Below are 24180 nucleotides of genomic sequence, written 5' to 3'. Positions count from 1 at the left end.
TATGCACATGCTGAGCGCACACAAAAAGGAGAAGTCTATGTGACCTTCTCCTTTTTTAGGAATAAGAGATGATATCAGCCGCTATCCCTTTTTCACTAACAATTTTTTGATATTTACGACTCACTGAAGATTGGCTGATTCCAAGAGCTTTTGCAGCCTTAGTCGTTGTTTTGTACTGCTTCATTGCCAGTAAAATCAATTGTTCTTCTACAGAATGTAGTGCTTCTTGTAATGGTAACACTCTTGTAATAGCTGGTTTTGATTTTTTAAAGGCATAACCAGTTGTTAAAAACTTACTAACAAACTCCGCTTCAATTACTGGATCGTCTGCTGATACTACTAAACGTTCAATCATATTTTGTAATTCACGTACATTTCCTGGCCATGAGTAAAACTCTAGTAAGCTAAGCGCATCTGGAGTTAAATGATAATTTTTATTATATTTTTCATTTAACTGTTGTAAGAAATGAAAGGCAAGTACCGGAACATCTTCCATTCGCTCTCGTAGAGGAGGCACTCGCAACGGAATTACATTTAGCCGATAAAACAAATCTTCACGGAATGTTCCAGATTCGACCATCTTTTCAAGACTCTTATTTGTAGCAGCAATAATTTGTACATTTATTTTCATAGGTGTTGTACTTCCAATAGGAATTACTTCTTGTTCCTGCAGGACTCTAAGCAATTTTACTTGCAAATGTAAAGGCATTTCTCCAATTTCATCTAAAAATAAAATACCTTGATCAGCTCGCTTAAAATATCCTTCTTTTCCATTTTTATCGGCTCCTGTAAAAGCACCTTTCGTATAACCAAATAGTTCACTTTCTAGCAAAGTTTCTGGAATTGCACCACAATTTAATTTTAAAAATGGCTTTGAAGATCGGTTTCCAAGTTGATGAATTGCCTGAGCAATTACTTCTTTTCCGACGCCAGATTCTCCAGAAATAAGAACATTGGAAGAAAAATCTGCTATTTTTTTAGCTTGGTTAATAATTTGCTCCATTTTCGGACTACAGTAAATAAGCTTCTTAAGAAAACGATCTTTATTTTTAAAGTCATCTAACTCCTTCTTATATTGCTCTGATATCTTCTTTATTTCATGTAATTCCGTCTTCAATCTCGTTGCTTCGGTAATATCCCTGGAGGCAATAATAATACGATGAAGCTCTCCGTTTTCATTAAATACAGGGTTTCCAACTGCTAATATTTTTCTTCCGCTTTTTGTTTCTTGTACAACTGATACCTTTTTTTGTTTTTCCAACACTAATCGCGTAACCGATGGACTAAATAATCCTTTCTTTTCTAGGTCTAAAAGATTTTTTCCTAACAAGTCCTTCAAATTACTCCCCCAAAAATCATTGATAACAGTTTCACTATAACGAATTAATTCCCCTTTATGATTAACAACTAATATTTCATCATAAATGCTAGACAAAATTGCATGTAAATCTTTATTTAAATCCTTTATATATTCAATTTCCATCGCCATGTCCTCGACCATCGGCAAATCTTGCACAATAATAACCATTCCTTCAATACTTTGATCAAAGTTTGGAATCGGACTATAGTCAACTAATACACCCATCTCATTTGTGATTTGTAATTGATTCAAGATCGTTTTTCCCTTTGTAAATACGTTATTAATGTGTTCTCCATTAAAAATCAGTTCTGCTGGTACATTCATAACTTTTTCAGGAGTCGATTTAATCATCTTCAAACCAGATTCATTACAATTTACAATTTTCTTTTCTCGATCTACTACAAAAATCCCCATTGGAATAGACGTTAAAATAATTTTCAATATATCAACACTCTGATTTTCTTGTTTAAATAGCTCTGCAAAAACATCCTCTCTTCTTATATATCCTGTTAGCTCATCCACTTCATTTTTTACTATGGCAATCGGCGCTCCAATAATTTGAAAAAGAGCTGTTAAAGAAATATCTTTACTAAGATGACATATTGTATCTAGTGAAACAGCATTTGAAAGTAATAGCTTAGAAGTTAATTCCTTACTATTTGATAGCAGATCCTTCACATGAACGTATGCAAATAATTCCTCTCCTCTTTTTAAAAATAGAAACGATTCTTTTATATTTTTAACATCTATATTCCATTCCTTTTCAGATTGATCGATAGGTAGAGAAACTATGGGTCTAATTTTTGTATGAGCGATGGAAAACATGCTGCTATTCCTCCTTTGAACTATTTAATTTGTATTGTATCATTAAATACAGATTTTTTTAATTAATCTGAAAATAAAACGTTTCTTTCTTTATTTAATAAAAAAAGGAAGATGAGTGCCTCCATCTTCCTCATAGTTCTATCATTAATCACTACCACTAACGAAAAGATCTTCTTGAATATAAGCTAATACCATACCTGGAATTACTTTATCTCCCGCCTCTACTTCTAAAGATTGAACTTCTCCACTACATCCCATCTTAATTACTTCCAGTTTACCATTCATATCTTTAATAGCGAATAATGGCTCCCATTCATAAATTCGAGAATCCTTATTAATAGACACTTTTTCAATTATTCCATAACACGGACTCGTAATAATATCATAATACATAATCAATCATCCCTTTCTTTTATTCTATTAATATTGTTCTTCTAACCTTTGTGACTGAAGAATCATATAGAAAAAGCTTTGAAACTCTTCTATGTCCTCTACCTCAATGCCTAGCCTTGTTGCCCAATATTGTTCCTCTCCAATATCTTCTTGACTTAATAAAACCATTCTCCCATTTTGAATTGAAGTAACCATTGCTTTTCCAAGAAACTGTTGCGAATACGTAACAGCTATATCGTAACGATGACTATTCGACAAAATGCAATAATAGCCAATTTGTTGTCTCTCCACTTCTTCTAATAAAATATCCAGTTTCATTTGGTCCCTCCTTTAGGTTAAAAATGCAACTAGCATATTAGACATGCTATTCCTACAACTTTGCAACCACCTTCAATGAAATGATTTTCAAGTTCAACTGTATTTGTTTTCTACTTGGATTACGACAATAACACCCCCCTTTTATATTTTTACTAATTGTACAAAGCAATAATTGTGCCAAATGAAAATACTATATTGATCATCTTTTATCAGCCATACTCCCTAGACTTGCCCCTCTTCCTTATGAATCGTTGAATGAATTATGCAATACTGCATGGTTGCCCAATCTTCAAAGAAAAAGACATCGGATCCATTCCCGATTTCTTTTTCTTTTTTATCCCGCTATTTGTGGGCAGTAAAACTCCCACCTCAAAATTCGGCTGGAGCAAAGAAGTTAGGTGGGAGCCCTGCTGCCCGTAAACGCCCGATTGGTGAGGGCTAATAATCGGCGGGGGATGCCCCACCCAACTGATTATAGTTTCACTTTATATTTCCTGTGCTTCTTCAAAATGCATTTGCGGAGGAGCTGAACGGAACATATTTGTAACATATAGAAGGTACCCAATTCCAATAGCAGCCCAGCAAAGTCCCAAAATAAGTGAATGGATATTGAGATTAAACCATAGTACGGCTACAGTAGCAGCACCCAAAATAGGCATAACTAAGTAATTTAAGAAATCTTTTATCGTCTTATATCTTTTTTTCTTGATTATATAGTAAGAAATTACAGACAAATTAACAAATGTAAATGCAATAAGCGCTCCAAAGTTAATAAGAGATGCTGCTGTTTCTAAATCAATGAATATAGCGAAGAGCGAAATAATTCCTACAAAAATAATATTATATACTGGGGTTCTCCAGCGAGGATGAATGTATCCGAATATTTTCTTCGGAATTACATTATCTCGCCCCATTACGTATAATAATCGAGATACACTTGTATGAGAAGCTAAACCAGACGCAAGTGTCCCCATAAGGGTTCCTACTAAAAAGAAAGCTTGAAATAATTTCCCGCCAACATATAGCGCAATTTCTGGGGATGCTGATTCTTGATTTTTAAATACAGATGTATCTGGAAAAATAGATTGTGTAAAATACGTTGTAGTAATGAATAAAACTCCGCCGATTAAAGCAGTAAGAAAAATAGCTCGAGGAATTGTTTTTTTGGCGTTTGGTGTCTCTTCTGAAAATGTAGTTACTGCATCAAAACCTAAAAATGAGAAACAAAGAATTGTTGCACCTGCAACTAACGGTGATATTTGTATATCTGATTGAAAAAACGGCTGAATGGAAAAAACTTCTCCTGTTCCCTCTCCCGCTAATAAGCCTTTTATAACTAGAAAAACAAATACGGCCATTACTAACACTTGAAATATTACTAAGAACGTATTGAAATTAGCAGTAACATTTACGCTAATCATATTTATTAATGTAACCAGGAGAACAAAGCCAATGACCCATACCCAACTAGGAACACTTGGGAAAAATGCTGACATATAAATTCTCGTTAATAGTGCGTTCACCATTGGTAGAAACAAATAATCCAATAACGCGGACCATCCAACAAGAAACCCAAGCCTTGCACTAATTGTCTTCTGTGTATACGTATAAGCAGATCCTGCGGTAGGAAAAGCCTTTACCATTTTTCCGTAGCTTGCAGCGGTAAACAACATCCCCGCTAATGCAATAAGATAAGCTCCTGGAACATGACCACCCGTTTTTTCAGAAACGATTCCAAATGTGTCAAACCCAACCATCGGTGTCATATACCCGACCCCTAGCATAACAATTGACCAAAGCCCTAATGAACGTTTTAAACCAACTACTTTTCCCACCTATCATTCCTCCTACTTTCTCTATCTAATTTCCATTTAAAAATCGACAGTTAAAAGGAAGCGTTTTCAAATTACTATATATCACACCGCATATTACCTCCCTTTTTGTTTCTTTTTAAATATTCATGCAATTTTCAAGCCAAAATTTCTAGCATTTGAAAATTCAATACTAAAAAGAACGTATAGGTGGAGTTGGTCCTCATTTCTTCTCATTTTTTATTCATTTTGACATAAGTTATTCAATCTCTCATACGACTAAATATGAAAAATAAAACTTTAATCCTTGTTTTTTCATTCTCACTTCCTCAAAAATTGGGCTTTTACAAGATAAAAATATTTCCATGAAATAATAACATTATGTAAACTATTCATAGCAAAAAAGCTGTCTTTTCTATAAAGACAGCTTTTTCTATAACACTATATTAAAAATTGAATACGAAGTCATCGTCTGCTAACTTTTCAACATTCGTTGCTTTTACGTAACCATTTCCTTTTACAGAGAAGAAGTCATGGTTTTTCGTATCTGTACGTAAACCATTTAAAACGATTGGGTTAATTTCTTCTTCCTCAAACTTCGGCTCAAGTCCTAAGTTCATAAGTCCTTTATTCGCATTGTAACGAACGAAACGATTTACATCCTCTACAAGACCGATAGAAGTGTAAATTTCTTCTGTATATGCCAATTCAATTTCATACAGTTCCATTAATAACTCTTGCGTTTCCGTTTGTACTTCTTGTTGCTCTTCTGCAGAAAGTTCTGTGAAGATTTGTTGTGCTAAAATACCAACGAATACGCCGTGAATTGACTCGTCACGAATTATTAGGTTAATAATCTCACCACTTGCCGTCAATTTACCTTGACCCGCTAAGTAAAGTGGATAGAAGAATCCACTATAGAATAAGTAACTTTCTAAGAACACACTTGCTACCATTGCCATGTATAACTCTTTTTTCGTTACTTCAGGCTTTAATAAGCGACGATAGTAACTAGTAACAATACCAGCTTTTTTCTCAAGTAATGGATGGTTATCTACCCATTCAAAAATATCATCAATTTCTTCTTCAGTAGCTAACGTTGTGAAAATATGGCTGTAACTCTTCGCATGTACTTCTTCCATAGCGCCCATGAAAGCTAATACACTTTTCGCTTGTAAATTTTCAAGATGAACAAGTACAAGTGGCATCCCTTCGCCACCTTGTTTCGTATCTAAAAGTGTTAAACCACCTAATACACGCTTATAAGCAATTTGCTCTTCTTTTGATAATTGTGCCCAAGTATTTTTGTCAGAAGACACTGCGATTTCTTCTTCTGTCCAAAACTGAGCGATGTTTTGCTTCCAAAACATTAAACTAAAATCATCTTCTTTTTTGTTCCAGTTTACCGCACGCATTAAATCGCCCCTTCTCTAAATAAACATAAAAAATTGATAACTAAGCATGAGCAGGGTTCAGAAAAACCCTGCTCATAATGTCTCATTTTTTATATTAAACGGTACAAGCCACGCACTCTTCCACGCTTAATTTACGTGTTCTCGTATAATAAAGACTCTTCAAGCCTTTTTTATGTGCATAAATGTAGTAACGTGCTAACTCACGTGTTGAAATATCACTATTAACATAAAGAATTGTACTAATTCCTTGGTCAATATGTTCTTGAACTTCTGCGATTAAATCAATTAATTTAAACTGATTCATATCATAAGAAGATTTATAGTACCAGAACGTATCTTTTGATAAATACGGCATTGGATAATATGTTGTCGCATTCGCATATGTTCTTGATTCAATTTGATTTACGATCGGCATTACGCTTGAAGTTGCATTTTGAACGTAACTGATCGATTGTGTCGGAGCGATTGCAAGACGATATGAGTTGTATAAACCATTCTTCTGTACTTGCCCTTTTAAACTTGTCCAATCTTCTTTTGTTGGAATATGAATTCCTTCAAATAATTGTTGAACTTTTTCAGTTACTGGGCTGTAATCTGTCGTTTCATACTTTGCAAAGTATGTGCCGTTTGCATAATCAGACTTATCGAAGTCTTTAAATGTCTCGCCTTTTTCTTTAGCGATTTCCATACTTTTCTCAATCGAGTAGTAATTTAACATCATAAAGAATGTACGAGCGAATTCTTTCGCTTCTGCACTTTCATAAGCGATTTTATTTTTTGCTAAATATCCGTGTAAGTTCATTGCTCCAAGTCCAACTGAATGAAGCTCATCATTTGCTTTTTTCACAGTTGGGGCATTCGGAATGATCGTCATATCAGAAACAGCTGTTAAAGCTTCCATTCCCGCATGAACTGCTTCACGAATTTCTTTATTTTCCATTACGTTTACGATATTTAACGATCCTAAGTTACAGTTAATATCACGACGGATAATGTCTTCTGTACCGTAATCATTTATTTCAGAAGTTTCTTGTAGCTGGAAGATTTCTGTACATAAGTTCGACATCTTCACAGTTCCAATATCCTTCAGTGGATGCTGGTTATTTGCATTTGATTTAAACATTAAGTATGGGTAACCAGACTCAAGCTGAATCATAGCAATTTTAATCAGCATATCACGCGCACTAATATCTAATGGCTTCTTCTTCACTTTCGGATTGCCCATTAATTCATCGTACATTTCGTCGATATCTATATCATCTAAATGTTTTCCGTACTCTTTAAATACTGTATAAGGCGCGAAAACATGGAAAGGTTCGTTTTTCTCAGCAAGTTCAAAGAACTTACTTGGAACGATAATTCCGATTGATAGAGACTGAATACGGCTCTTCTCATCGGCATTGATTTTTTTAGTATCAAGGAATTCAATAATATCCCAATGGAAAATGTTTAAGTATACTGCACCTGCACCTTTTCGTTGCATATTGTTACTCCATATCGTCAAAACGTATGGGGGATAGTCATTTCTGCTATCCTCTCTATATCGCTATAGAGTTCAGACCATATCTTCTTCTCGCCAAATTCTTCATTTAACCATTTATCATATGTTTGATGCACATGAATATGGCATAAACTATAATAACTGTATACACCCTTTGAATTTGGTTGTTTTGAGAAGCCAGGTTCGAGCTACTTAGTCACCTACATAGCCACTTGGTCGTTGAACCTTCTCCTTATCTAATAAATTTAGGAGCTCGGCTGCTGATTTCCTGCAATCTTGGATTTTCAGGGTTCGCTACGTAATTTCTTCGTAGTATCCTACCTTGATATACTCAGGCGTTCCAGCAATTGACCTGGTTTTATAGTTGAGCCATAAAGTTAACCCAACTGATTCGCATACGAAAACGAATCTTCAAGTAATTTCATAACAGGTACTACACCACTTGCGGCGTTATCAATACCTTTAATTTGCTCACCACGTGCACGTAGCTTAGATAAGTTTAAAGCTACTCCACCACCGATTTTCGATAATTGCATTGCAGTATTAATGTTAAAGCCGATTGAATTTAAGCTATCATCCATCTCTAACAAGAAACAAGACACCATTTCTCCTCTTCTGCTTCGTCCCGCATTTAAAAAGGTTGGTGTCGCTGGTTGGTAGTTTTGTTTTACAATCATGCTTGCGAAGTGTTTTGCCTTCGCAACATCACCGCGTCCTAAGTATAATGACACAATTGCTACACGATCTTCATAGCTTTCTAAGTATTGTTTTTGATCATTCGTTTTTAACGCATAATCTTTATAGAACTTAGATGCTGCCATATAAGATTGGAACTCGAAGTTTTCACCATAAGCGATGTTATAAACTCCTTCTACTTCCTCCAAGCTATACTCGTCCAGAACGTTGTAATAGTAATCATGTTCTGTCATATACTCCATTCGCTCTGCCACGCTATTAAAATGAACGGTATTCTCTCTAGCTTCTTCCATAAAGACTTCTAATGCCTCTTTATCTTTATGAAGCTGATAAAAACCGTCCTGCATTTGCGTGATTTCATTATTCAGTTCAATGTGTCGCAATCTCCCGCACCCTTTCTTTAAAATATTCTACATCATTATTTGTTCCAGATAACTCAAATTTTGATACAATAGGCACTTCATATTTAGTAGAGATTTTGTCAGCACTTGCACCAAACATGTCTCCCCAATTACGATTGCCACTTGCAGATACGCCTTTTAATTTTTCATTATTGCGTTCTAAAAAGTCTAAAACACGTTCCGGTACATTTCCAAAACCTGTTGTATACGTAATAAGAATAAAGTCCTCATCTAATACTAGAGCTTCATCAATTTGAACGGCCGGCATATTTAATTTGTGAATGAAACGCTTCACGTTTCCTGTCATAGAATCATATGCAACTAACATTTCCGACCCTCCCTCTCCAATCTATATTCTCTGTATGTCGTTTCTTGATTTCTCTATATATTGTATTACGTTTCAAAATAAGACACAAGATATACGTATAAATTCTTTCTTTTTTTAAATTTCACTTTTCGACATGACCGTCGATTTTTTTCAATACAAAGACTATGAAACAACATTCTAAAACTCATGTCAATAAAGTGCTTTTCAAAAAAGTTGTCAACGAATTTAACCTTATTTTAAAAAAAGTTAACAATATTTTTTGTCATAAAACAGTAAATGCTGGAGTAATATATTTCTCCAGCATCACGCAAAAAAGAACAGACCTTAAACGATAATCTGTTCCAAAAAACGATTACATTTATCAATTTTACTTTATTAAATATTTATACATACTCTTTCGTTCCTCGTTACATACTAAAAGATAACTATTATAGAAAAAGATTATTATTATGGAACTTCAATTTATTTATGAAAAAAATCATTCAGGCTGCTCAATACGCAAAATATCTTTTACAAATATATGATGTGGATTCTCATCTTTATCGAGCATTGTACATACAGGAGCTTCTTCATCAAAGTATACGATCATTCCTTCTACGTACTGATATGTATGTTGAACTTGTACAGTTACTTTAATTTCTATTGCTTGCTCATATGCTCTTTTTATTTTCTGAAGCATTTTTGCTGAACATTTTCGTTTCTCTGGATACATAACCATTCCCATAAACCTATTCCCAGCTCTATCTTTCCACATGTAATCCCAATGTGGCAATATGCCTTGTTTAAAATCTCCCATAATTCTCCTCTCCTTTATCTTCTATTTATGAACGTGGTGTTTCTGAATATGTATAAATTACCTGTCCACCGCGCTTTGCGTTCCCGATAATATGTTTAAAATCTTCTCGATTCACAACAACTTCTCTGAACGTATAAAATACATCTTTCGTCGCAACATACTCCTTTATTTCACCATTTTTCAGCTGATCCAAAATTGTATTTGCTAATTGTTTATCCATGTATTTCACCTCTCTGCAATATTTTATTCTATCGCATCTTCTATAGGTCCACAACGGTAAAATTATCCCGTTACTATTATGTAATTCACTTTCATTATTTTTATATCTATATCACTTTATTATATTCACACTAAATATCATATACTAACATAGCTACTTCTCTATATCAAACTTTTTGATGCCCTGTATAACAAAGTTCCAAATCACTGTTTGATATTTTATTTTATGCTACAATATACATTTAGAACTAGGAGGGATACTATGATTCGGAAAGCAAAAAAGACAGATGCGTTAGAAGTAGCACCTTTATTGTATAACGCTCTGCACGAAATTGCTGAAAAAATCACAGGTAGCACAGTTGAAGCAAAAGTAATACTAGGACTTGAAACATGGTTCGTAAAAGAAAATAATCGATTGAGCTATGAAAACTGTTTAGTGGCTGAACAAGGTGGAAAGGTAGTTGGGGTTATTGTCGTTTATCACGGTAGTGACGCTGAACAACTTGATGCACCAATCATGCACTACTTAAGAGAACTACATGAAGACGAATCCATTACGTTAGAAAAAGAAGCTGAACTTGATGAGTATTATATTGACACATTGTCAGTTTCAAGTATGTACAGTGGACGTGGTATTGGCTCTAAATTAATCGATGCAGCTGAACTTCATGCAACTGAAAAAGGGCATAAAAAAATCGCCTTACTTGTTAATTTAGAAAACAAACGCGCTTTTTCACTATATGAAAAACTTGGTTACAAAGAAGATAAAACCGTTATGCTCGTCGGTGAACCGTATGCCCATCTAATAAAACCATTACGGTCATTGGTTTCTATATCTTAAAAGGACAATTCTTTTTTACTTGTTATGTAGAGAAAGAGGCTGCCAAAGGGACAGCCTCTTTTAAATTAATTTTGTATTTAATACATTTCCATCCATCGCCTCATGAAATGTATACGTTGTACATCCCCATGGCTTCCTATGGAAAATAGGCGAACCAGACCACCCCATTGCCCTCAGTTCAGTCCCAATCATCGCATTAAAATAACTATGACTTACAAGGGCAATATGCCCATGTACGAGCGCATAGCGGTGCAACATATTAGCGGCTTGTCTTGCTCTTTCTCGTACTTCCTTATAAGACTCAACCTCTTTACTATAACCAACTATCCATCGTGTACGTCCAATAAACATCCATACATTCGGTTTACATTTCAACCATTTTGGAGCATAAAAACTCGTTGGAACTTCAGCTTCCCTAAAAAGAGGATTTTGCACAAAAGATAGGGAATCCAATAACTCAGCCGCTGACTGTACAGCGCGCCTTTGATCACTCGTTACAACCAGTTTCGCTGATTCAATCGCCTCAATTGTTTCAATTGGTATAGGAGTTTCTTTTACTGTAGTCCCTAAATCATATTGCTTCATCCATTCACGAAATGAAATAATTGTCATTGGCTCTATAGTACTGTCCAAACGACCATGACGAATAAAAGAAATTCGCATTCTTTCCACTCCCCATTCATCACTTACGAACTATATTACGTACTATTTCTTATTGCCATCATACCATGCATAAAAAGAAAGTTATATATCCCCACCACTATCATGTGTTATCGAAGTGTGCACACCATCCAGTCCATCAAAATATGTAGTTGTTTCATGATGACGCACTTTCTTCAACTGTATATATGAAAATAAAAATAATAAAATCGCTATAAAGCTCCCCACAATTTCAAACATCATTTTCCAGCCCCTAATTTCTCCCACTTTAGTAGGTCATTGTATCTTTTATTATACTCCCGTATAAAGATGTATGCATTTTCATCATTCCTCTCCTAAACAATATTTTTTACATATTTCCTTACAAAAAGTGAATATTTTTCGAATTTTTACTTTGGAAACATTTACAAAGTAGTAAATATAGTTCAAAATAAGAAGAAATAAAAAAGCCCAAATTATTCTTTTTTTGGGAAAACTGGAACAAGGAGAGTTGCTTATGCAGATCGCAGAAACTGGAGATATCATTGAATTTAAAGGTGGAATGCAAGGCCGTGTTCAAAAGGTAAATCAAAACTCCGTTATTGTTGATATAACAATTATGGAGAATTTTAGAGAACTAGATATGGAACCTCTTACAGTTGTAAGCCATAAAAACTATACTGTCATTAATCAGCATGCATAATATAATAGAAAGAAAGGATCTGTATATCATACAGATCCTTTCTTTCTATATTAACGATTATCGATCTTTTCTGGATATAAATCGTGATTCATCATGCGGTAGTCTGCCATTTTCTCATACTTAGTTCCTGGGCGGCCGTAGTTACAGTAAGGATCGATTGAAATACCACCACGTGGTGTAAATTTCCCCCATACCTCAATATAGCGTGGATCCATTAATTTAATTAAATCATTCATAATAACGTTCATGCAATCTTCGTGGAAGTCACCATGATTTCGGAAGCTAAATAAATATAGCTTTAAAGATTTACTCTCTACCATTCTTTGTTCTGGAATGTAGCTAATATAAATTGTTGCAAAATCTGGTTGTCCTGTTTTCGGACATAAACTTGTAAATTCAGGACAATTGAATTTTACAAAGTAATCACGGTTTGGATGGTTATTATCAAATACCTCTAAAATTTCCGGGCTATATTCAAATACATATTTTGTATTTTGATTTCCTAATAATGTTACATCTTTTAAATCTTCATCTAATCTTCCTGCCATTTTAAACATCCCTTCTCATTATACCCCTCGTTTATTTCCCCATACTAACGCATGAAGCTGAGGCAGTACTTTCGCATCATTCATTTCTTTACAATTCACAGCTTTTTCAATAAGCCACTCATATTTTTCTAATAGTTTTTTTATAAGCACCGCATCATCCACTGTTTTCGTATCATCATTCCCTACTTGTAAGAAAAATGGTACATTCGGATAACGCTCGTGCATCTTAACTGCATATTCAAAATCTTGATCATCGAATACTACTACTTTTAAACTAAAATCTTTCCCTGCTAGTTTATGAATAACAGAATCTAACATCTGAAAATCTGTTTTCATAGTTGAACTTGGTGGTTTTGGAGAAATCGTTACCTCATCAATTTGAAGCAACCAATCTTGCCATTTACTCCCTTGCGTTTCTACCGCTGTTCGCATTCCATTCTCCTTTAATATAGAAAGAAGAAATTGCATATTTTTCAGCAAAACAGGATTTCCACCCGAAATCGTAACATGAGAAAAATTTTCTCCACCAATTTCTACAAGCTCATTCCAAATGTCTTCCGGTGTCATTTGTTTAATTTGATCTTTGGCCGATCCATCCCATGTAAAAGCAGAATCACACCAAGCACAGCTATAATCACAGCCCGCTGTACGGATAAACATTGTCTTTTGTCCTACAACCATCCCTTCTCCTTGAATGGTTGGACCAAATATTTCTAAGACGGGGATTTTACTCATCGAGCATCCACTCCCGTCTTACTTCCGCATAACTAGTCGGCGTCTCAAAAAGACGAACAAATTCAACACGAGCTCCCTTATATTCGTTCGCACGATTATCTTTCGTTAATGCTTCTGCCATCTTTTCATAAATCCAAACGACCATATTTTCAGCAGTCGTATTCATTTCTGGCAATGTTTCGTTTAAATAACGATGATCTAAATAAATTTCTATTTCATTTTTCCAAATCTCTTTTATATCTCCAAAGTCAATTGCAAGGCCTATTTCATTTACATATCCGCTAATTCCAAATACGACTTTATATGTGTGTCCATGTAAATTTTTACATTTCCCTTCATAACAGTGTAAATGGTGCGCTGCGTCAAATGTAAATTCCTTGCTGACCATTACTCTTTTATTATGATATTTGAGTTGTTCACGCTGAATATCCTTGTCCATTTTTTGCAAATTTTCTACGATGCGAAATCCAAAAAAGTTATCCATTAGTTGCTCGCTCCTTCGCGTTCTTGTAGATACGTATCTAATCCCGCTTTACGAAGTTGACATGCTGGACATTCACCGCAACCATCACCAATGATTCCGTTATAACATGTTAATGTTTTTTCTCTAACAAACTCAAATGCTCCAAGTTCATCAGATAATTTCCATGTCTCTGCTTTATCAATCCACATAAGTGGTGTATGAATAACAAACGGATAATCCATAGATAAATTTAATGTAACGTTTAATGATTTCACAAACACGTCACGACAATCTGGATAACCACTGAAATCAGTTTCACATACACCCGTTACAATATGACGTGCTCCAACTTGTTTTGCTAATACAGCCGCAAATGATAAAAATAGTAAATTTCGTCCATCTACAAATGTTGATGGCAATTCACCTTCTTCATGTGTAATCTCCATATCCGTTCTCGTTAACGCATTTGGAGCAAGTTGATTTAATAGGCTCATATCTAGTATCGTATGTTTAATTCCTAGCTCTTTCGCAATTTCCGCTGCACAATCAATTTCCAATTTATGACGTTGATTGTAGTTAAATGTTACAGCTTCCACTTCTTCAAACTGCTGTATCGCCCAAAATAAACATGTTGTACTATCTTGTCCACCACTAAAAACAACAACTGCTTTTTCTTTTTTCATTTCACTCATTCTCCTTCTCTACTACGAATAAGAAGAAAGAACGTTCTTGAACTGTCACAATAAAAAAACAAAACAATACCTAATGATATTGTTGTTTCCATAGTTTTTTATAGAGGGAGTTCGCGAACCTCTCCCATGCAGTGCACGGAATTTCTTCTTTCATTGACAAAGATTATTGTAACATATTGTATACTACCAGAAAAAATTTCTGATTTTTTCCGCTATTTCGCATTTCATTTATTTCATTTTATAGTATGATTAATTTAATGTTAGAAGAGAGGAGGCATCCCACTGGAACTCTTTATTATTTACCTCTTTTTAAATATATTATCTATTCTCGTTACAATGCTCGTATATCATTTATTTTGGAATCAGAAAGGGAAACGATCTCCTAAATTAAATTCAGCCATATTTATTGTATTGTGTTGCCTCGCTACCATACTATGTATCACTTTCGCAGCAAAAACAAATAATGGTTTTCAGTTCGACATGCGACATATCGTATTAATTGTCGGCACGTTAACGGGAGGGCCTATTGCTGGTGGTTCTATTTTAGCTGTATTAAACATTTATCGCTTTTTATTGGGAGGAATAGGTGCGTTTCCATCCTTTATCGCTTCTATTCTCCTATTTATTGTTCTACTATTAACATACAAATTTTTTAATCGAAGTTCTAATCATATAAAAATAACACTTGCTATTTTTTACAGTCTTACTTATGGATTTAGTTGGATACCATTTTTCCTTGCAAGTGTTACAAATGAGGCAGATTATATACCACATATCATTGTGTACGAACTATGTACGATGATTGGCACGATCCTTATTTTATATTTACTACACATATTACAAATGCAAGTTCGTCTCCAAAATGAACTTATGAACGCTGAGAAATTTCATTTAATCGGCGAAATGGCAGCTTCTATCTCTCATGAAATTCGTAATCCTTTAACTGCAACAAAAGGTTTTTTACAACTTTTACAGTCAGATACATGTTCTGAGAAAGAACGAAAATTATATATCGACATAGCCATTAATGGTATCGAACAAGCAAATCACGTTCTTACAGACTACTTAACTTTTGCAAAACCGAGTATTGAAAAAGAACAACAATTACAAGTAGAGGAAGAATTACTTCATGCGTTGTCTTTGATCACACCTCTCGCCAATTTAGCAAATGTTCGTATAAATTATATAAAACAAAGTACATCTTTCTTTATCGCTGGCGAAAAGCAAAAACTGAACCAATGTTTATTAAATATTTTTAAAAATTGTATTGAGGCTATGCCTACAGGTGGCGACCTTATTCTTACATTAGTTCCAGACCATAAACATATACAATTATATATAAAAGATACAGGAGTTGGTATGGATCAAGAACAAATAAAACGCCTTGGATCACCTTTCTACTCAACGAAAGAAAAAGGTACCGGACTCGGAATGATGGTCGTCTTCAGCGTCATTCAAGCAATGGATGGAAAGATTGATATTATAAGCGAAAAAGGGACAGGTACAACTTTCTTATTAACTTTCCCACTCATACAAAAAACGTGATGAACTTCATCACGTTTTTTCTGTTCCTTCAACTAATTCTGCAAAAGCTTTCACTTTCCCATGCGGCTTTTGATTTTCTTTCCGAGCTTTCCAGGCGCGCTCTTCTTCTCTCTTTTTCTTTGACATGTTTTTCAACTCCTTCTTTTCTTTTCTCCATGTAGTATTCCAAAATGAGAAAGAAAACTATGCATGAGTAAAAAAGAAAAGAAGCGGTTCCCCACTTCTTTCATTTTAACGCTGTAAAATTGCATGTTTCGCTTCTTTTAGCTGTGTAAGATGTCTTTGTTCGTGTAAATCTAGAAATTGAACCCATTGATATAAATTCAAATCATTAAAAATAGGATGTTTTAATCCATTTTCAAATAATTCTTTTTCATCTATTACACTATGAAGGGCATGTAATAATTCTTGTCGTGAATGTTCTAGTAATTGAATTCCTTGCAGTTTTTTCATTAATGTTTCTGTTGGTTTCATTTGTTGAGGAGCTTCCCTTTTATGTGTGCGATCAAGCGTAAGTTGGAGGTCTTTAAATGGAGCAAGTTTTCTTTCTTTTTTTTGCAAAGCATATACAAGGGCAGATGTGACAGACTGTTCAACTAAATGCAAATGATGCAAAATTTGAATAATACTCCATTTATCACGGCGTGGCTTTACATTCACCTCCGTATCATTTAACATTTCAATTTCTGATAACAGCGTGCTTCGTGTAGACTGTAATGAGTGGACTAAAGTTTCTAAACTAACATCCATATTAGATTGAAGCATAGTGCTTTCCCCCTTTTGTTGGTGAAAAGGGGCGCTCCCCATTAGAAACACCCCTGAAATAATTCTGAATTTTCTTTTATTATCTCATCATTTTTCTATTATGTCGATGTTAAACATAGGAAAAAAGTGCATGTTTTTTTACAATTTTGTGTCATCGACAGCACGTAACCACGCTTCAATTTCTGTAATTACACTTTTTACACACCCTTCAGCGAATGGTGATGTTAAATTTGCAACTTCTACTAATTCTAAGAATGATTTACTTCCACCTTGTTGACAAAGATTCACATAATCTTCCCAAGCCTCTTGTCTATTATCTCTTGCACGTTTCCAAAATTGCAGTGCACAAATTTGAGCTAACGTGTAGTCAATATAATAGAAAGGTGAGCTATAAATATGACCTTGACGTTGCCAGAAACCACCACGCTCTAAATAATCATTATCTTCATAATCACGATGTGGTAAATACTTCTTCTCTATGTTACGCCATGCTGACTTACGTTCTGCTGGCGATGCTTCTGGATTTTCATATACATAATGTTGATATTCATCTACAGATACACCGTACGGTAAAAATAGAAGTGCTGAACTTAAGTGTGAGAAATAATATTTATCCGCATCTTCTTCAAAGAATAACTTCATCCATGGCCATGTAAAGAATTCCATACTCATTGAATGGATTTCACATGCTTCATATGTTGGCCAATTATATTCTGGAATTTCATACTTACGACTTTCATATACTTGGAAAGCATGGCCAGCTTCATGTGTTAATACATCAATGTCCCCAGACGTTCCATTAAAGTTTGAGAAGATGAATGGCGCTTTATAATTCTCGATATATGTACAATATCCACCGCCAGCTTTTCCTTTTTTCGCAACTAAATCTAATAAATCATTATCGAGCATGAAATTAAAAAACTCATCTGTTTCAGCTGATAATTCTTTATACATCGTTTTCCCGTGATTAATAATCCAATCGGCATCGCCTTTTGGAGTTGGATTACCTGTAGCAAACTCAAAGTTTTCATCATAATAAGCGAGCTTTTCTACACCAATGCGTGCTTTTTGTCTATTTCTTAACTCGGTTGCAACTGGAACGATATAATCTAATACTTGCTGACGATAGTTCGCTACCATTTCAGCATTATAATCTGTACGATACATTCTTGCATATCCTAATTCAACAAAGTTTTTAAAACCAAGTGTTTTTGCGATTTTCGTTCTCACTTTAACAAGCTCATCATAAATACGATCTAACTCTTCCTCGTTCTCAGCTAAAAATCCGTAGTATGCTTCACTTGCTGCTTTACGTTCACTTCTTTCTTTTCCTTGCATAAACGGAATAAGTTGCGATAACGTTCTTTCTTCTCCTGCAAAGTCAATCTTTGCAGATGCTAATAACTGTGTATATTGTGAAGACAATTTATTCTCTAATTGTAAATCTTTCACTACTTCATCTGAATATGTTTTTAAATCACATTCAGCTAGAGCAAATAATTGCTTTCCATAATACGCTTCTAATTCTTCGCGGAATGGAGAATGAATTAACGCATTATAATACTTTGTACCATACCCTTGTACAACTGGAGAGAATTCATCAAAGAAATCCTGCTCATCCTTATAAAAGGCATCTGTCGTATCAACAGAATGACGAATGTAACAAAGGTTCCCCATTGTACCAAAGTCATTACGAATTTCGTTAATTGAATTGATAACTTGTTTTTGTTCTTCTACAGTTTTTGCGTTATCAAACTTCTCTAAAGCAACAGTAAATTTCCCTTTTAATTCTTCAATATTTGGCCGTTTATATTCATAGTCTTTAAATGACATGAACGAGCCCCCTCTCCATTATATGCATCATTATTATAATTCAATTCTTACTTACAAATCTCCTCTTATTCTTCAGCAAAATGCGGTAGATGATGTCATAACTACATGCACACAAAAAAGCCTTGGATTTCTTTATCCAAAGCTCCTTTGGAACATATCATCATTTTTCATACTTTCCAATTTTTTTCAATAGCTCGAGTAATTCATCCTTCTCATCCTTCGTTAACATTTCAAAAGACTGATATATAACTTGCTCATGACCTGGAAAAATAGAAGCAATAAAGCTCTCTCCAGACTCCGTTAATTGTGCATAAATAACACGCCTGTCATTTGGACATGGAATTCGTTTTACAAGCCCTTTTTTCTCTAGCTTATCTACAACGTATGTAATGCTGCCACTAGCTATTAAAATACGCTCACCGATTTGCTGAAGTGGTTGGCCTCCTTTATGATATAGTAATTCTAATACAGCAAACTCAGTTGGATTTAATCCGTTACTTTGTATGGATTTATTTGTAGTATCCATAACAGAACGATGTACACGGGATAATGCAATAAATACTTTTAAAGATTGAGAAATGTCTTCTCGCTCATTATTTGATGTCATACCATTTCAACCCTTCACTTAAATTCTCCGCAACAAAAAGAAAAGCAACGTAGCACCTCATTACAACTTCCGAATGAATATTCACTCATTCCTTTTCCTTTCCCTGATGTAATGCAAATGATTCTTGAATAAAAACATGACAATTTTAACATAGTTTATATATAATGATAATAAAAAAAGAAGGAGTACCAAATTTGAAAGTCAAATTACAAAGCATAGTTTTTTACATACTGCTTGTTATACTGCCAACGATAGGGATTGGTGCCACATTTTTTTCATATCACACTTATCAAATGAAACAGGCAAACAAACTATCTGCTCACACTGTTCTCTTTTTATATAGAGACTATTTAGACCATCACCTTGGTGAAGCTATATCTGCCTTAGAAATGCTCGCAAAAGTCGTAGGGACCGAAACTGGAAACATCAATGGGATTAAACAGATTGTACATGATACCGATGGAAATGATGAACGTTTTTCCGGTCTATATTACGCTACGACAGATGGGATGATTACACTCGCATCCCAAGGCGATTCGCCGCCTATTGACGTTTCTGACCGCCAATACATCCAAGATGCATTGCAATCTAAGAAAACAACTGTATCATCAGTTATTACAGATCGCGTTCTTGGACATCAAGCTATTATGATTGCGTCTCCAATATTTAATAGACAAAAGGAACTCTCAGGCTTATTATTAGCAAGTTTACGCTTTGACTACATTTCAGCCTCTTTAAATGCTATTAAACCACAATATCATTTCGAAGTGACTGATAAACATGATGTAGTTTTTCTAACCGATGATAATAACGAAACAAGCGATGGGCATTCTAACATGCTTACTACCCCACTCCAAAGATTAAATTGGAAAGTCTCTGTTTCTCCGTTACCTATTCATCAACAAACTTTATACCAGTTAGTTTCAATAGAGTGTATAGCTACTTTATTTTTAATGTCTATTTTATTTTTACTTGCTCAATATATGTTATTAAAACGTCAAACAAAACTAGAAAGACAACAAAATGAACTACAAAAAATTGAATTGGTTGGAACTTTTGCAGCTAGTACAGCTCATGAAATCCGTAACCCTCTTACTGGAATTAAAGGACTCGTTGCTCTGTTAAAAGAGAAATATAAAGATGAACAGGATCAGTTCTACTTTTCTGTAATCGAACAAGAAATAGAGCGGATTAATGAAATTGTAAGCGAATTTCTTATTCTTGGAAAATCAACTGCCATCATTGAACAAACATATGATGTAAGAACGATTCTTAATGAGGTAGCATTAATTATCCAATCTGAAGCGAATCTACATAACATTGTATTTCATTTACATTTGCCAGACCACCCTGTTCATATACGTTGCTCAAAAGACCATATGAAACAAGTGGTTTTAAACATTACAAAAAATGCAATTGAAGCCATGGCTTCTGGTGATACATTAACCATTGTAGTAACAAACAACGAAAAACACGCACACTTGCAAATTATTGATACTGGAAAAGGGATTCCTAAACATATTCAAAAACACCTCTTTCATCCGTTCTTTACTAATAAAGATACTGGAACAGGTCTTGGGCTTGTTATATGTAAACGAATTGTAGAGATGTACAATGGGCATATTTTTATTGATAGTAAAGAAAACAAAGGAACGACAGTTCATATAGAGATTCCATTACACATAGTATAATTATCCTTATCCTAAAAGGGTAATTATACTTATTTCATAAAACCAGCTACAAACATTCTCCAAAAATTGTTTGATTTCCCTTCATACCCAATTTGAAAAATAGGAACCTTTATAATTGAAAACCATTTCGGTGTTTGTTTTTCTTTGTAACGCTGATACTGTACGATAAGCTTGTCCAATTCTTGACTAACTTGAATTGTCTCCATACTATTTAACCCACTTGTTAATCCTAAATGAATCATTTCTTCACGTTTCATATGAATATCATGCGAAAGCTTTTCTAATGTGTACTTCCTTTTTACAGTAAACATCCATATCCCCCTTATTTTTCTTCTATACTCTCAACGCCTCTTCTACTTTAGCCCTTTAAACACTTAATTTTATTTAAAATTGAAGAATCAGAAAATTTAACATTTTTCCCCTGTAATTTACAAATCTTTACCCTCACTTTGAGAATTATTACAAATTATTCTATCTTTGTAAATACATTCGCAATAATAGACATTTTTTTCATCTTCTTTTTTGTAAATACTCAGTAAACAGTGGATTCTCTATTTTCAATGTACTTTTCTTCGACATTTTTTGTTTAATTTATGTAAAAACGCAAAACATAATGATGATTGATAAAGTGAACTTTAATCAGTGGGGGTTTTGTCCATCCCCACTAATTATTAGCTTTCACCAATCGGGCGTTTACGGGCAGTGGATTTTCCACCTAACTTCTTTACTCCAGCCAAATTTTGAGGTGGGAGTCTTACTGCCCGCAAATAGCGGGATAAAATAGAAAGGAAATATTTATATGCGCAAATATACTATTACAGTTCTTATCTTCACCCTGTTCATACCATTCTTCCTCTTTCCTATTCAAGCAAACGCTCATACGAATAAAGTTGCTATTGTCATCGATGATTTCGGCAATAATATGAAAGGCACAGATAAGATGTTATCACTTCCTATTCCACTCACTGTTGCTGTTATGCCATTTCTTCCTTCTACTAAACAAGATGCAATAGCTGCCCATAAAAAAGGGCATGAAGTTATTATACATATGCCAATGGAACCAATTAGAGGAAAAAAAGAGTGGCTTGGACCAAAAGCGATTACAACAGATTTAAGCGATGAAGAAATAAACAAACGACTCGAACAAGCAATTCAAGAAATACCTCATGCAATAGGAATGAACAATCATATGGGATCAAAAGTAACCGCTGATGAAAGGATTGTACGTCTTATACTTTCTGCCTGTAAAAAGCACGGTTTATTTTATTTAGATAGTAAAACAAACCCTAATAGTGTTGTCCCAAAAATCGGTAAAGAATTAGGCGTTCCTATTATTGAAAACCAATTATTTTTTGATGATGTATATACGGTAAGTCACATTTCAAAACAAGCACAATTACTCATAAAAAAAATCCAAGACAAACCCATTATGGTAGCTATCGGACACGTTGGGGCTCCAGGTGAAATTACATCACGTATTATCGAAACTTCTATTCCTAAAATTCGTGAGCATGCAGACTTTATTTTTTTATCTGATTTAGCATTATCTCCACCTTCTGTTTCAAAATAAAATTCATTTCTCGCACTAAAAAAGATACCTATCTACACATAGCAGATAGGTACCTTTCCTTTTCAACTTAAATATAATCTACATGACTCACCCTGAATCCCTTTTTCTCTATCTTTTCAATTAATTGCTTTAATTTTTTTTCATTTAACTCATCCGATATATTTACGATAACACGGCGAATATATTGATCACCGTTATCAAGCGTAAACAGTCCACCGATATTATATGCTTTTAATAATGTCCCAAGCTCTTTAATTGTTCCCTTACAATCTTGTGTTGCAATTGTTAATATATAACCACCCGTCCGCATACCGAACGAATCCTCAATGACATCAAATACATTAGAATGTGTTAAAATGCCGACAAATTCATTATACTCATTTAAAACCGCTAAAAACGGGAGACGACGAATAACGTAAAAAGCTCTAAAAAAAGAATCCTTTTCAAAAATAAACGAATTTGGACTTTCCAGTACATCTTCTGTACTTACATCCTCTAATCTGCTATTACACTTCTTTTCTAAAAGATCTACTTTATAAATAATCCCCGTGAATTCCTTCTCATTTTCTGCTAATACAGGAATTGTGCGAAATCCCGTTTCATTCATAATTTGTAACGCCTTTTCACCAGAATCATTCGTTTTGCAAAATGTCACCTGCTGTTTTGGCAGAAAATGATATTTAACTCGCAAAATATGTTCCTCCTTACATGTCAACATGTAATCTATATATAATAAGGAGACCTATATTTTATGAGTAAAATCTCTTTTTAAAACGCTTTCATTTTTAAGGGATGGTAATCTCTGTGAATACATCTTTATATAACAGAACTTTTTGCCCCTTTTATCATTAAAAGCTTTACGTGATAGTTCATTAAATACTCTATACCTTCCAACCATTTTTTCGCTTCTTCTGGAGTTTTCCCCCACACAATCATTCCGTAATTATGAACAAGGACTACTCCTCCACCTTCAATAAAATTCGGAACATTATTTTCTAATAAATTAGCGAATTTCTTTTCATCTTCTACAATTGGAATTGTCATTTCTGTAATACCGTCTTTTCCAAAAACACGTTCCACACTACGTTTTTCGAATGTTACTTCTCCTTCTTTCCCATATAGCTCTGACATTAAATGACTATCTACAGTCTGGACTTGTAAAATGCATTCTGCACTACTTTTTTTATAAATATCCGCATGCATAAATGACTCTATAGCTGGTTTTTCTTCGTTTTCAAATACTGGCTCACACATGCAATTTACGACAATAAAATCTTCTTCAGAAAATACCCCTTTATCTCTTCCCTCTACATTCACTAAAAATGTTAATGGCTCTTTTGACGTACACATCGATAAACTAATTTTCGTACCATAAAACCAATCGCGAAGTGCCAATTCTGCTTTCACATCTTTTAATTCGTTCCATTTTTTCAGAAAAAATAACATTTCGTCACCCCCGGCGTAATATTAATATAATATTCAAAT

General features: G+C 34.3%; 26 protein-coding genes, 2 pseudogenes and 1 riboswitch. Of the genes and pseudogenes, 5 read left to right on the top strand and 23 right to left on the bottom strand.

Translation table 11 applies throughout. From position 1 onward, the window contains the following. Positions 1–55: 55 nt before the first annotated feature. The 10 genes and pseudogenes from SB773_RS15950 to SB773_RS15905 form a co-directional block, all read right to left on the bottom strand. Positions 56–2185, bottom strand: a complete 2130-nt coding sequence (locus SB773_RS15950) for a sigma 54-interacting transcriptional regulator (RefSeq protein ID WP_410590829.1) — start codon at positions 2183–2185, stop codon at positions 56–58. A 144-nt stretch (positions 2186–2329) separates the two neighbouring features. Then, complete coding sequence (locus SB773_RS15945; protein ID WP_060750615.1) at positions 2330–2578, bottom strand: biotin/lipoyl attachment domain-containing protein; 249 nt, start codon at positions 2576–2578, stop codon at positions 2330–2332. Positions 2579–2605: 27 nt separating this feature from the next. Next, positions 2606–2896: an SAV0927 family protein gene (locus SB773_RS15940; RefSeq protein WP_060750616.1), complete on the bottom strand. Its 291-nt coding sequence runs from the start codon at positions 2894–2896 to the stop codon at positions 2606–2608. A 485-nt stretch (positions 2897–3381) separates the two neighbouring features. Continuing rightward, on the bottom strand, positions 3382–4731 hold the full coding sequence (locus SB773_RS15935; protein WP_002126196.1) for an APC family permease: 1350 nt from the start codon (positions 4729–4731) through the stop codon (positions 3382–3384). A 422-nt stretch (positions 4732–5153) separates the two neighbouring features. After that, complete coding sequence (nrdF, locus tag SB773_RS15930; RefSeq protein ID WP_002011508.1) at positions 5154–6122, bottom strand: class 1b ribonucleoside-diphosphate reductase subunit beta; 969 nt, start codon at positions 6120–6122, stop codon at positions 5154–5156. Positions 6123–6216: 94 nt separating this feature from the next. After that, positions 6217–7602: pseudogene (locus SB773_RS15925) on the bottom strand (ribonucleoside-diphosphate reductase subunit alpha); the annotation flags it as partial. Positions 7603–8003: 401 nt separating this feature from the next. Then, positions 8004–8702 (bottom strand): annotated as a pseudogene (locus SB773_RS15920) (ribonucleotide reductase N-terminal alpha domain-containing protein); the annotation flags it as partial. Continuing rightward, positions 8689–9048: a class Ib ribonucleoside-diphosphate reductase assembly flavoprotein NrdI gene (nrdI, locus tag SB773_RS15915; protein WP_000959445.1), complete on the bottom strand. Its 360-nt coding sequence runs from the start codon at positions 9046–9048 to the stop codon at positions 8689–8691. The pseudogene SB773_RS15920 and the gene nrdI, both read right to left, overlap by 14 nt. Positions 9049–9526: 478 nt before the next feature. Beyond that, the gene (locus tag SB773_RS15910) at positions 9527–9844 is read right to left on the bottom strand and encodes a hypothetical protein (protein ID WP_060750618.1); all 318 of its coding nucleotides are present in this window, start codon (positions 9842–9844) and stop codon (positions 9527–9529) included. Between the two features lie 25 nt (positions 9845–9869). After that, entirely contained in the window at positions 9870–10064 is a 195-nt protein-coding gene (locus SB773_RS15905; RefSeq protein WP_060750619.1) for a hypothetical protein, read from the bottom strand. A gap of 261 nt (positions 10065–10325) precedes the next feature. Here SB773_RS15905 and SB773_RS15900 point away from each other — a divergent pair, with 261 nt between their 5' ends. Further along, the gene (locus tag SB773_RS15900) at positions 10326–10904 is read left to right on the top strand and encodes a GNAT family N-acetyltransferase (RefSeq protein WP_410590824.1); all 579 of its coding nucleotides are present in this window, start codon (positions 10326–10328) and stop codon (positions 10902–10904) included. A gap of 60 nt (positions 10905–10964) precedes the next feature. Here SB773_RS15900 and SB773_RS15895 read toward each other — a convergent pair whose 3' ends face one another. Both SB773_RS15895 and SB773_RS15890 read right to left on the bottom strand, forming a co-directional pair. Beyond that, entirely contained in the window at positions 10965–11567 is a 603-nt protein-coding gene (locus tag SB773_RS15895; protein ID WP_410590822.1) for a histidine phosphatase family protein, read from the bottom strand. Positions 11568–11648: 81 nt separating this feature from the next. Continuing rightward, entirely contained in the window at positions 11649–11807 is a 159-nt protein-coding gene (locus SB773_RS15890) for a hypothetical protein (RefSeq protein WP_002086806.1), read from the bottom strand. 253 nt (positions 11808–12060) lie between these two features. Here SB773_RS15890 and SB773_RS15885 point away from each other — a divergent pair, with 253 nt between their 5' ends. Then, a complete protein-coding gene (locus SB773_RS15885; RefSeq protein ID WP_002064385.1) occupies positions 12061–12246 on the top strand; it encodes a YkvS family protein in 186 nt (61 codons plus the stop codon). Positions 12247–12296: 50 nt separating this feature from the next. Here SB773_RS15885 and queF read toward each other — a convergent pair whose 3' ends face one another. Genes queF through queC form a run of 4 tightly spaced genes read right to left on the bottom strand, consistent with a single transcriptional unit; the run spans position 12297 to position 14675 of the window. Beyond that, a complete protein-coding gene (gene queF, locus SB773_RS15880) occupies positions 12297–12794 on the bottom strand; it encodes a preQ(1) synthase (protein WP_002140938.1) in 498 nt (165 codons plus the stop codon). An 18-nt stretch (positions 12795–12812) separates the two neighbouring features. Further along, a complete protein-coding gene (queE, locus tag SB773_RS15875) occupies positions 12813–13529 on the bottom strand; it encodes a 7-carboxy-7-deazaguanine synthase QueE (protein WP_002086811.1) in 717 nt (238 codons plus the stop codon). Continuing rightward, positions 13522–14013 carry a 6-carboxytetrahydropterin synthase QueD gene (gene queD / locus SB773_RS15870; RefSeq protein WP_002011526.1) on the bottom strand — a complete coding sequence of 164 codons (492 nt, stop codon included), beginning with the start codon at positions 14011–14013 and terminating at the stop codon, positions 13522–13524. Before queD ends, queE begins: the two co-directional genes overlap by 8 nt. Beyond that, positions 14013–14675: a 7-cyano-7-deazaguanine synthase QueC gene (gene queC, locus SB773_RS15865; RefSeq protein ID WP_002086813.1), complete on the bottom strand. Its 663-nt coding sequence runs from the start codon at positions 14673–14675 to the stop codon at positions 14013–14015. Before queC ends, queD begins: the two co-directional genes overlap by 1 nt. Positions 14676–14768: 93 nt before the next feature. Further along, a riboswitch (PreQ1 riboswitch) is annotated at positions 14769–14812 on the bottom strand. 208 nt (positions 14813–15020) lie between these two features. Between queC and SB773_RS15860 the strand changes: the two genes are divergently transcribed. Then, positions 15021–16229: an ATP-binding protein gene (locus SB773_RS15860; protein WP_044437898.1), complete on the top strand. Its 1209-nt coding sequence runs from the start codon at positions 15021–15023 to the stop codon at positions 16227–16229. A 9-nt stretch (positions 16230–16238) separates the two neighbouring features. On the opposite strand, the gene SB773_RS15855 is transcribed toward SB773_RS15860, so the two are convergent. From SB773_RS15855 to SB773_RS15840, 4 genes are all read right to left on the bottom strand, one after another. Further along, the gene (locus SB773_RS15855; RefSeq protein ID WP_000038354.1) at positions 16239–16355 is read right to left on the bottom strand and encodes a DUF6254 family protein; all 117 of its coding nucleotides are present in this window, start codon (positions 16353–16355) and stop codon (positions 16239–16241) included. 105 nt (positions 16356–16460) lie between these two features. Beyond that, the gene (locus SB773_RS15850; RefSeq protein ID WP_002030551.1) at positions 16461–16994 is read right to left on the bottom strand and encodes a DinB family protein; all 534 of its coding nucleotides are present in this window, start codon (positions 16992–16994) and stop codon (positions 16461–16463) included. Between the two features lie 138 nt (positions 16995–17132). Further along, on the bottom strand, positions 17133–18827 hold the full coding sequence (locus SB773_RS15845; RefSeq protein ID WP_002011536.1) for a M3 family oligoendopeptidase: 1695 nt from the start codon (positions 18825–18827) through the stop codon (positions 17133–17135). Positions 18828–18987: 160 nt separating this feature from the next. Then, a complete protein-coding gene (locus tag SB773_RS15840; RefSeq protein ID WP_002011538.1) occupies positions 18988–19434 on the bottom strand; it encodes a MarR family winged helix-turn-helix transcriptional regulator in 447 nt (148 codons plus the stop codon). A 194-nt stretch (positions 19435–19628) separates the two neighbouring features. Between SB773_RS15840 and SB773_RS15835 the strand changes: the two genes are divergently transcribed. After that, positions 19629–21125 carry a DUF3149 domain-containing protein gene (locus SB773_RS15835; RefSeq protein WP_410590816.1) on the top strand — a complete coding sequence of 499 codons (1497 nt, stop codon included), beginning with the start codon at positions 19629–19631 and terminating at the stop codon, positions 21123–21125. Between the two features lie 29 nt (positions 21126–21154). Here SB773_RS15835 and SB773_RS15830 read toward each other — a convergent pair whose 3' ends face one another. Next, entirely contained in the window at positions 21155–21436 is a 282-nt protein-coding gene (locus SB773_RS15830; protein ID WP_002011543.1) for an aspartyl-phosphate phosphatase Spo0E family protein, read from the bottom strand. Positions 21437–21924: 488 nt separating this feature from the next. On the opposite strand from SB773_RS15830, the gene SB773_RS15825 reads away from it, so the two are divergent. Next, positions 21925–22695, top strand: coding sequence for a divergent polysaccharide deacetylase family protein (locus tag SB773_RS15825; RefSeq protein ID WP_131246159.1), 771 nt, complete (start codon positions 21925–21927; stop codon positions 22693–22695). Between the two features lie 67 nt (positions 22696–22762). Here SB773_RS15825 and cbpA read toward each other — a convergent pair whose 3' ends face one another. Continuing rightward, on the bottom strand, positions 22763–23386 hold the full coding sequence (cbpA, locus tag SB773_RS15820) for a cyclic di-AMP binding protein CbpA (RefSeq protein WP_410590813.1): 624 nt from the start codon (positions 23384–23386) through the stop codon (positions 22763–22765). A 125-nt stretch (positions 23387–23511) separates the two neighbouring features. Continuing rightward, entirely contained in the window at positions 23512–24141 is a 630-nt protein-coding gene (locus SB773_RS15815) for a class II aldolase/adducin family protein (protein ID WP_002011549.1), read from the bottom strand. Positions 24142–24180 lie beyond the last annotated feature (39 nt).

Origin of the sequence: Bacillus sp. SIMBA_074 (assembly GCF_046534555.1) — a bacterium.
GTDB classification, from domain to species: domain Bacteria; phylum Bacillota; class Bacilli; order Bacillales; family Bacillaceae_G; genus Bacillus_A; species Bacillus_A mycoides.
This window is presented reverse-complemented; position numbering and strand designations above follow the sequence as displayed.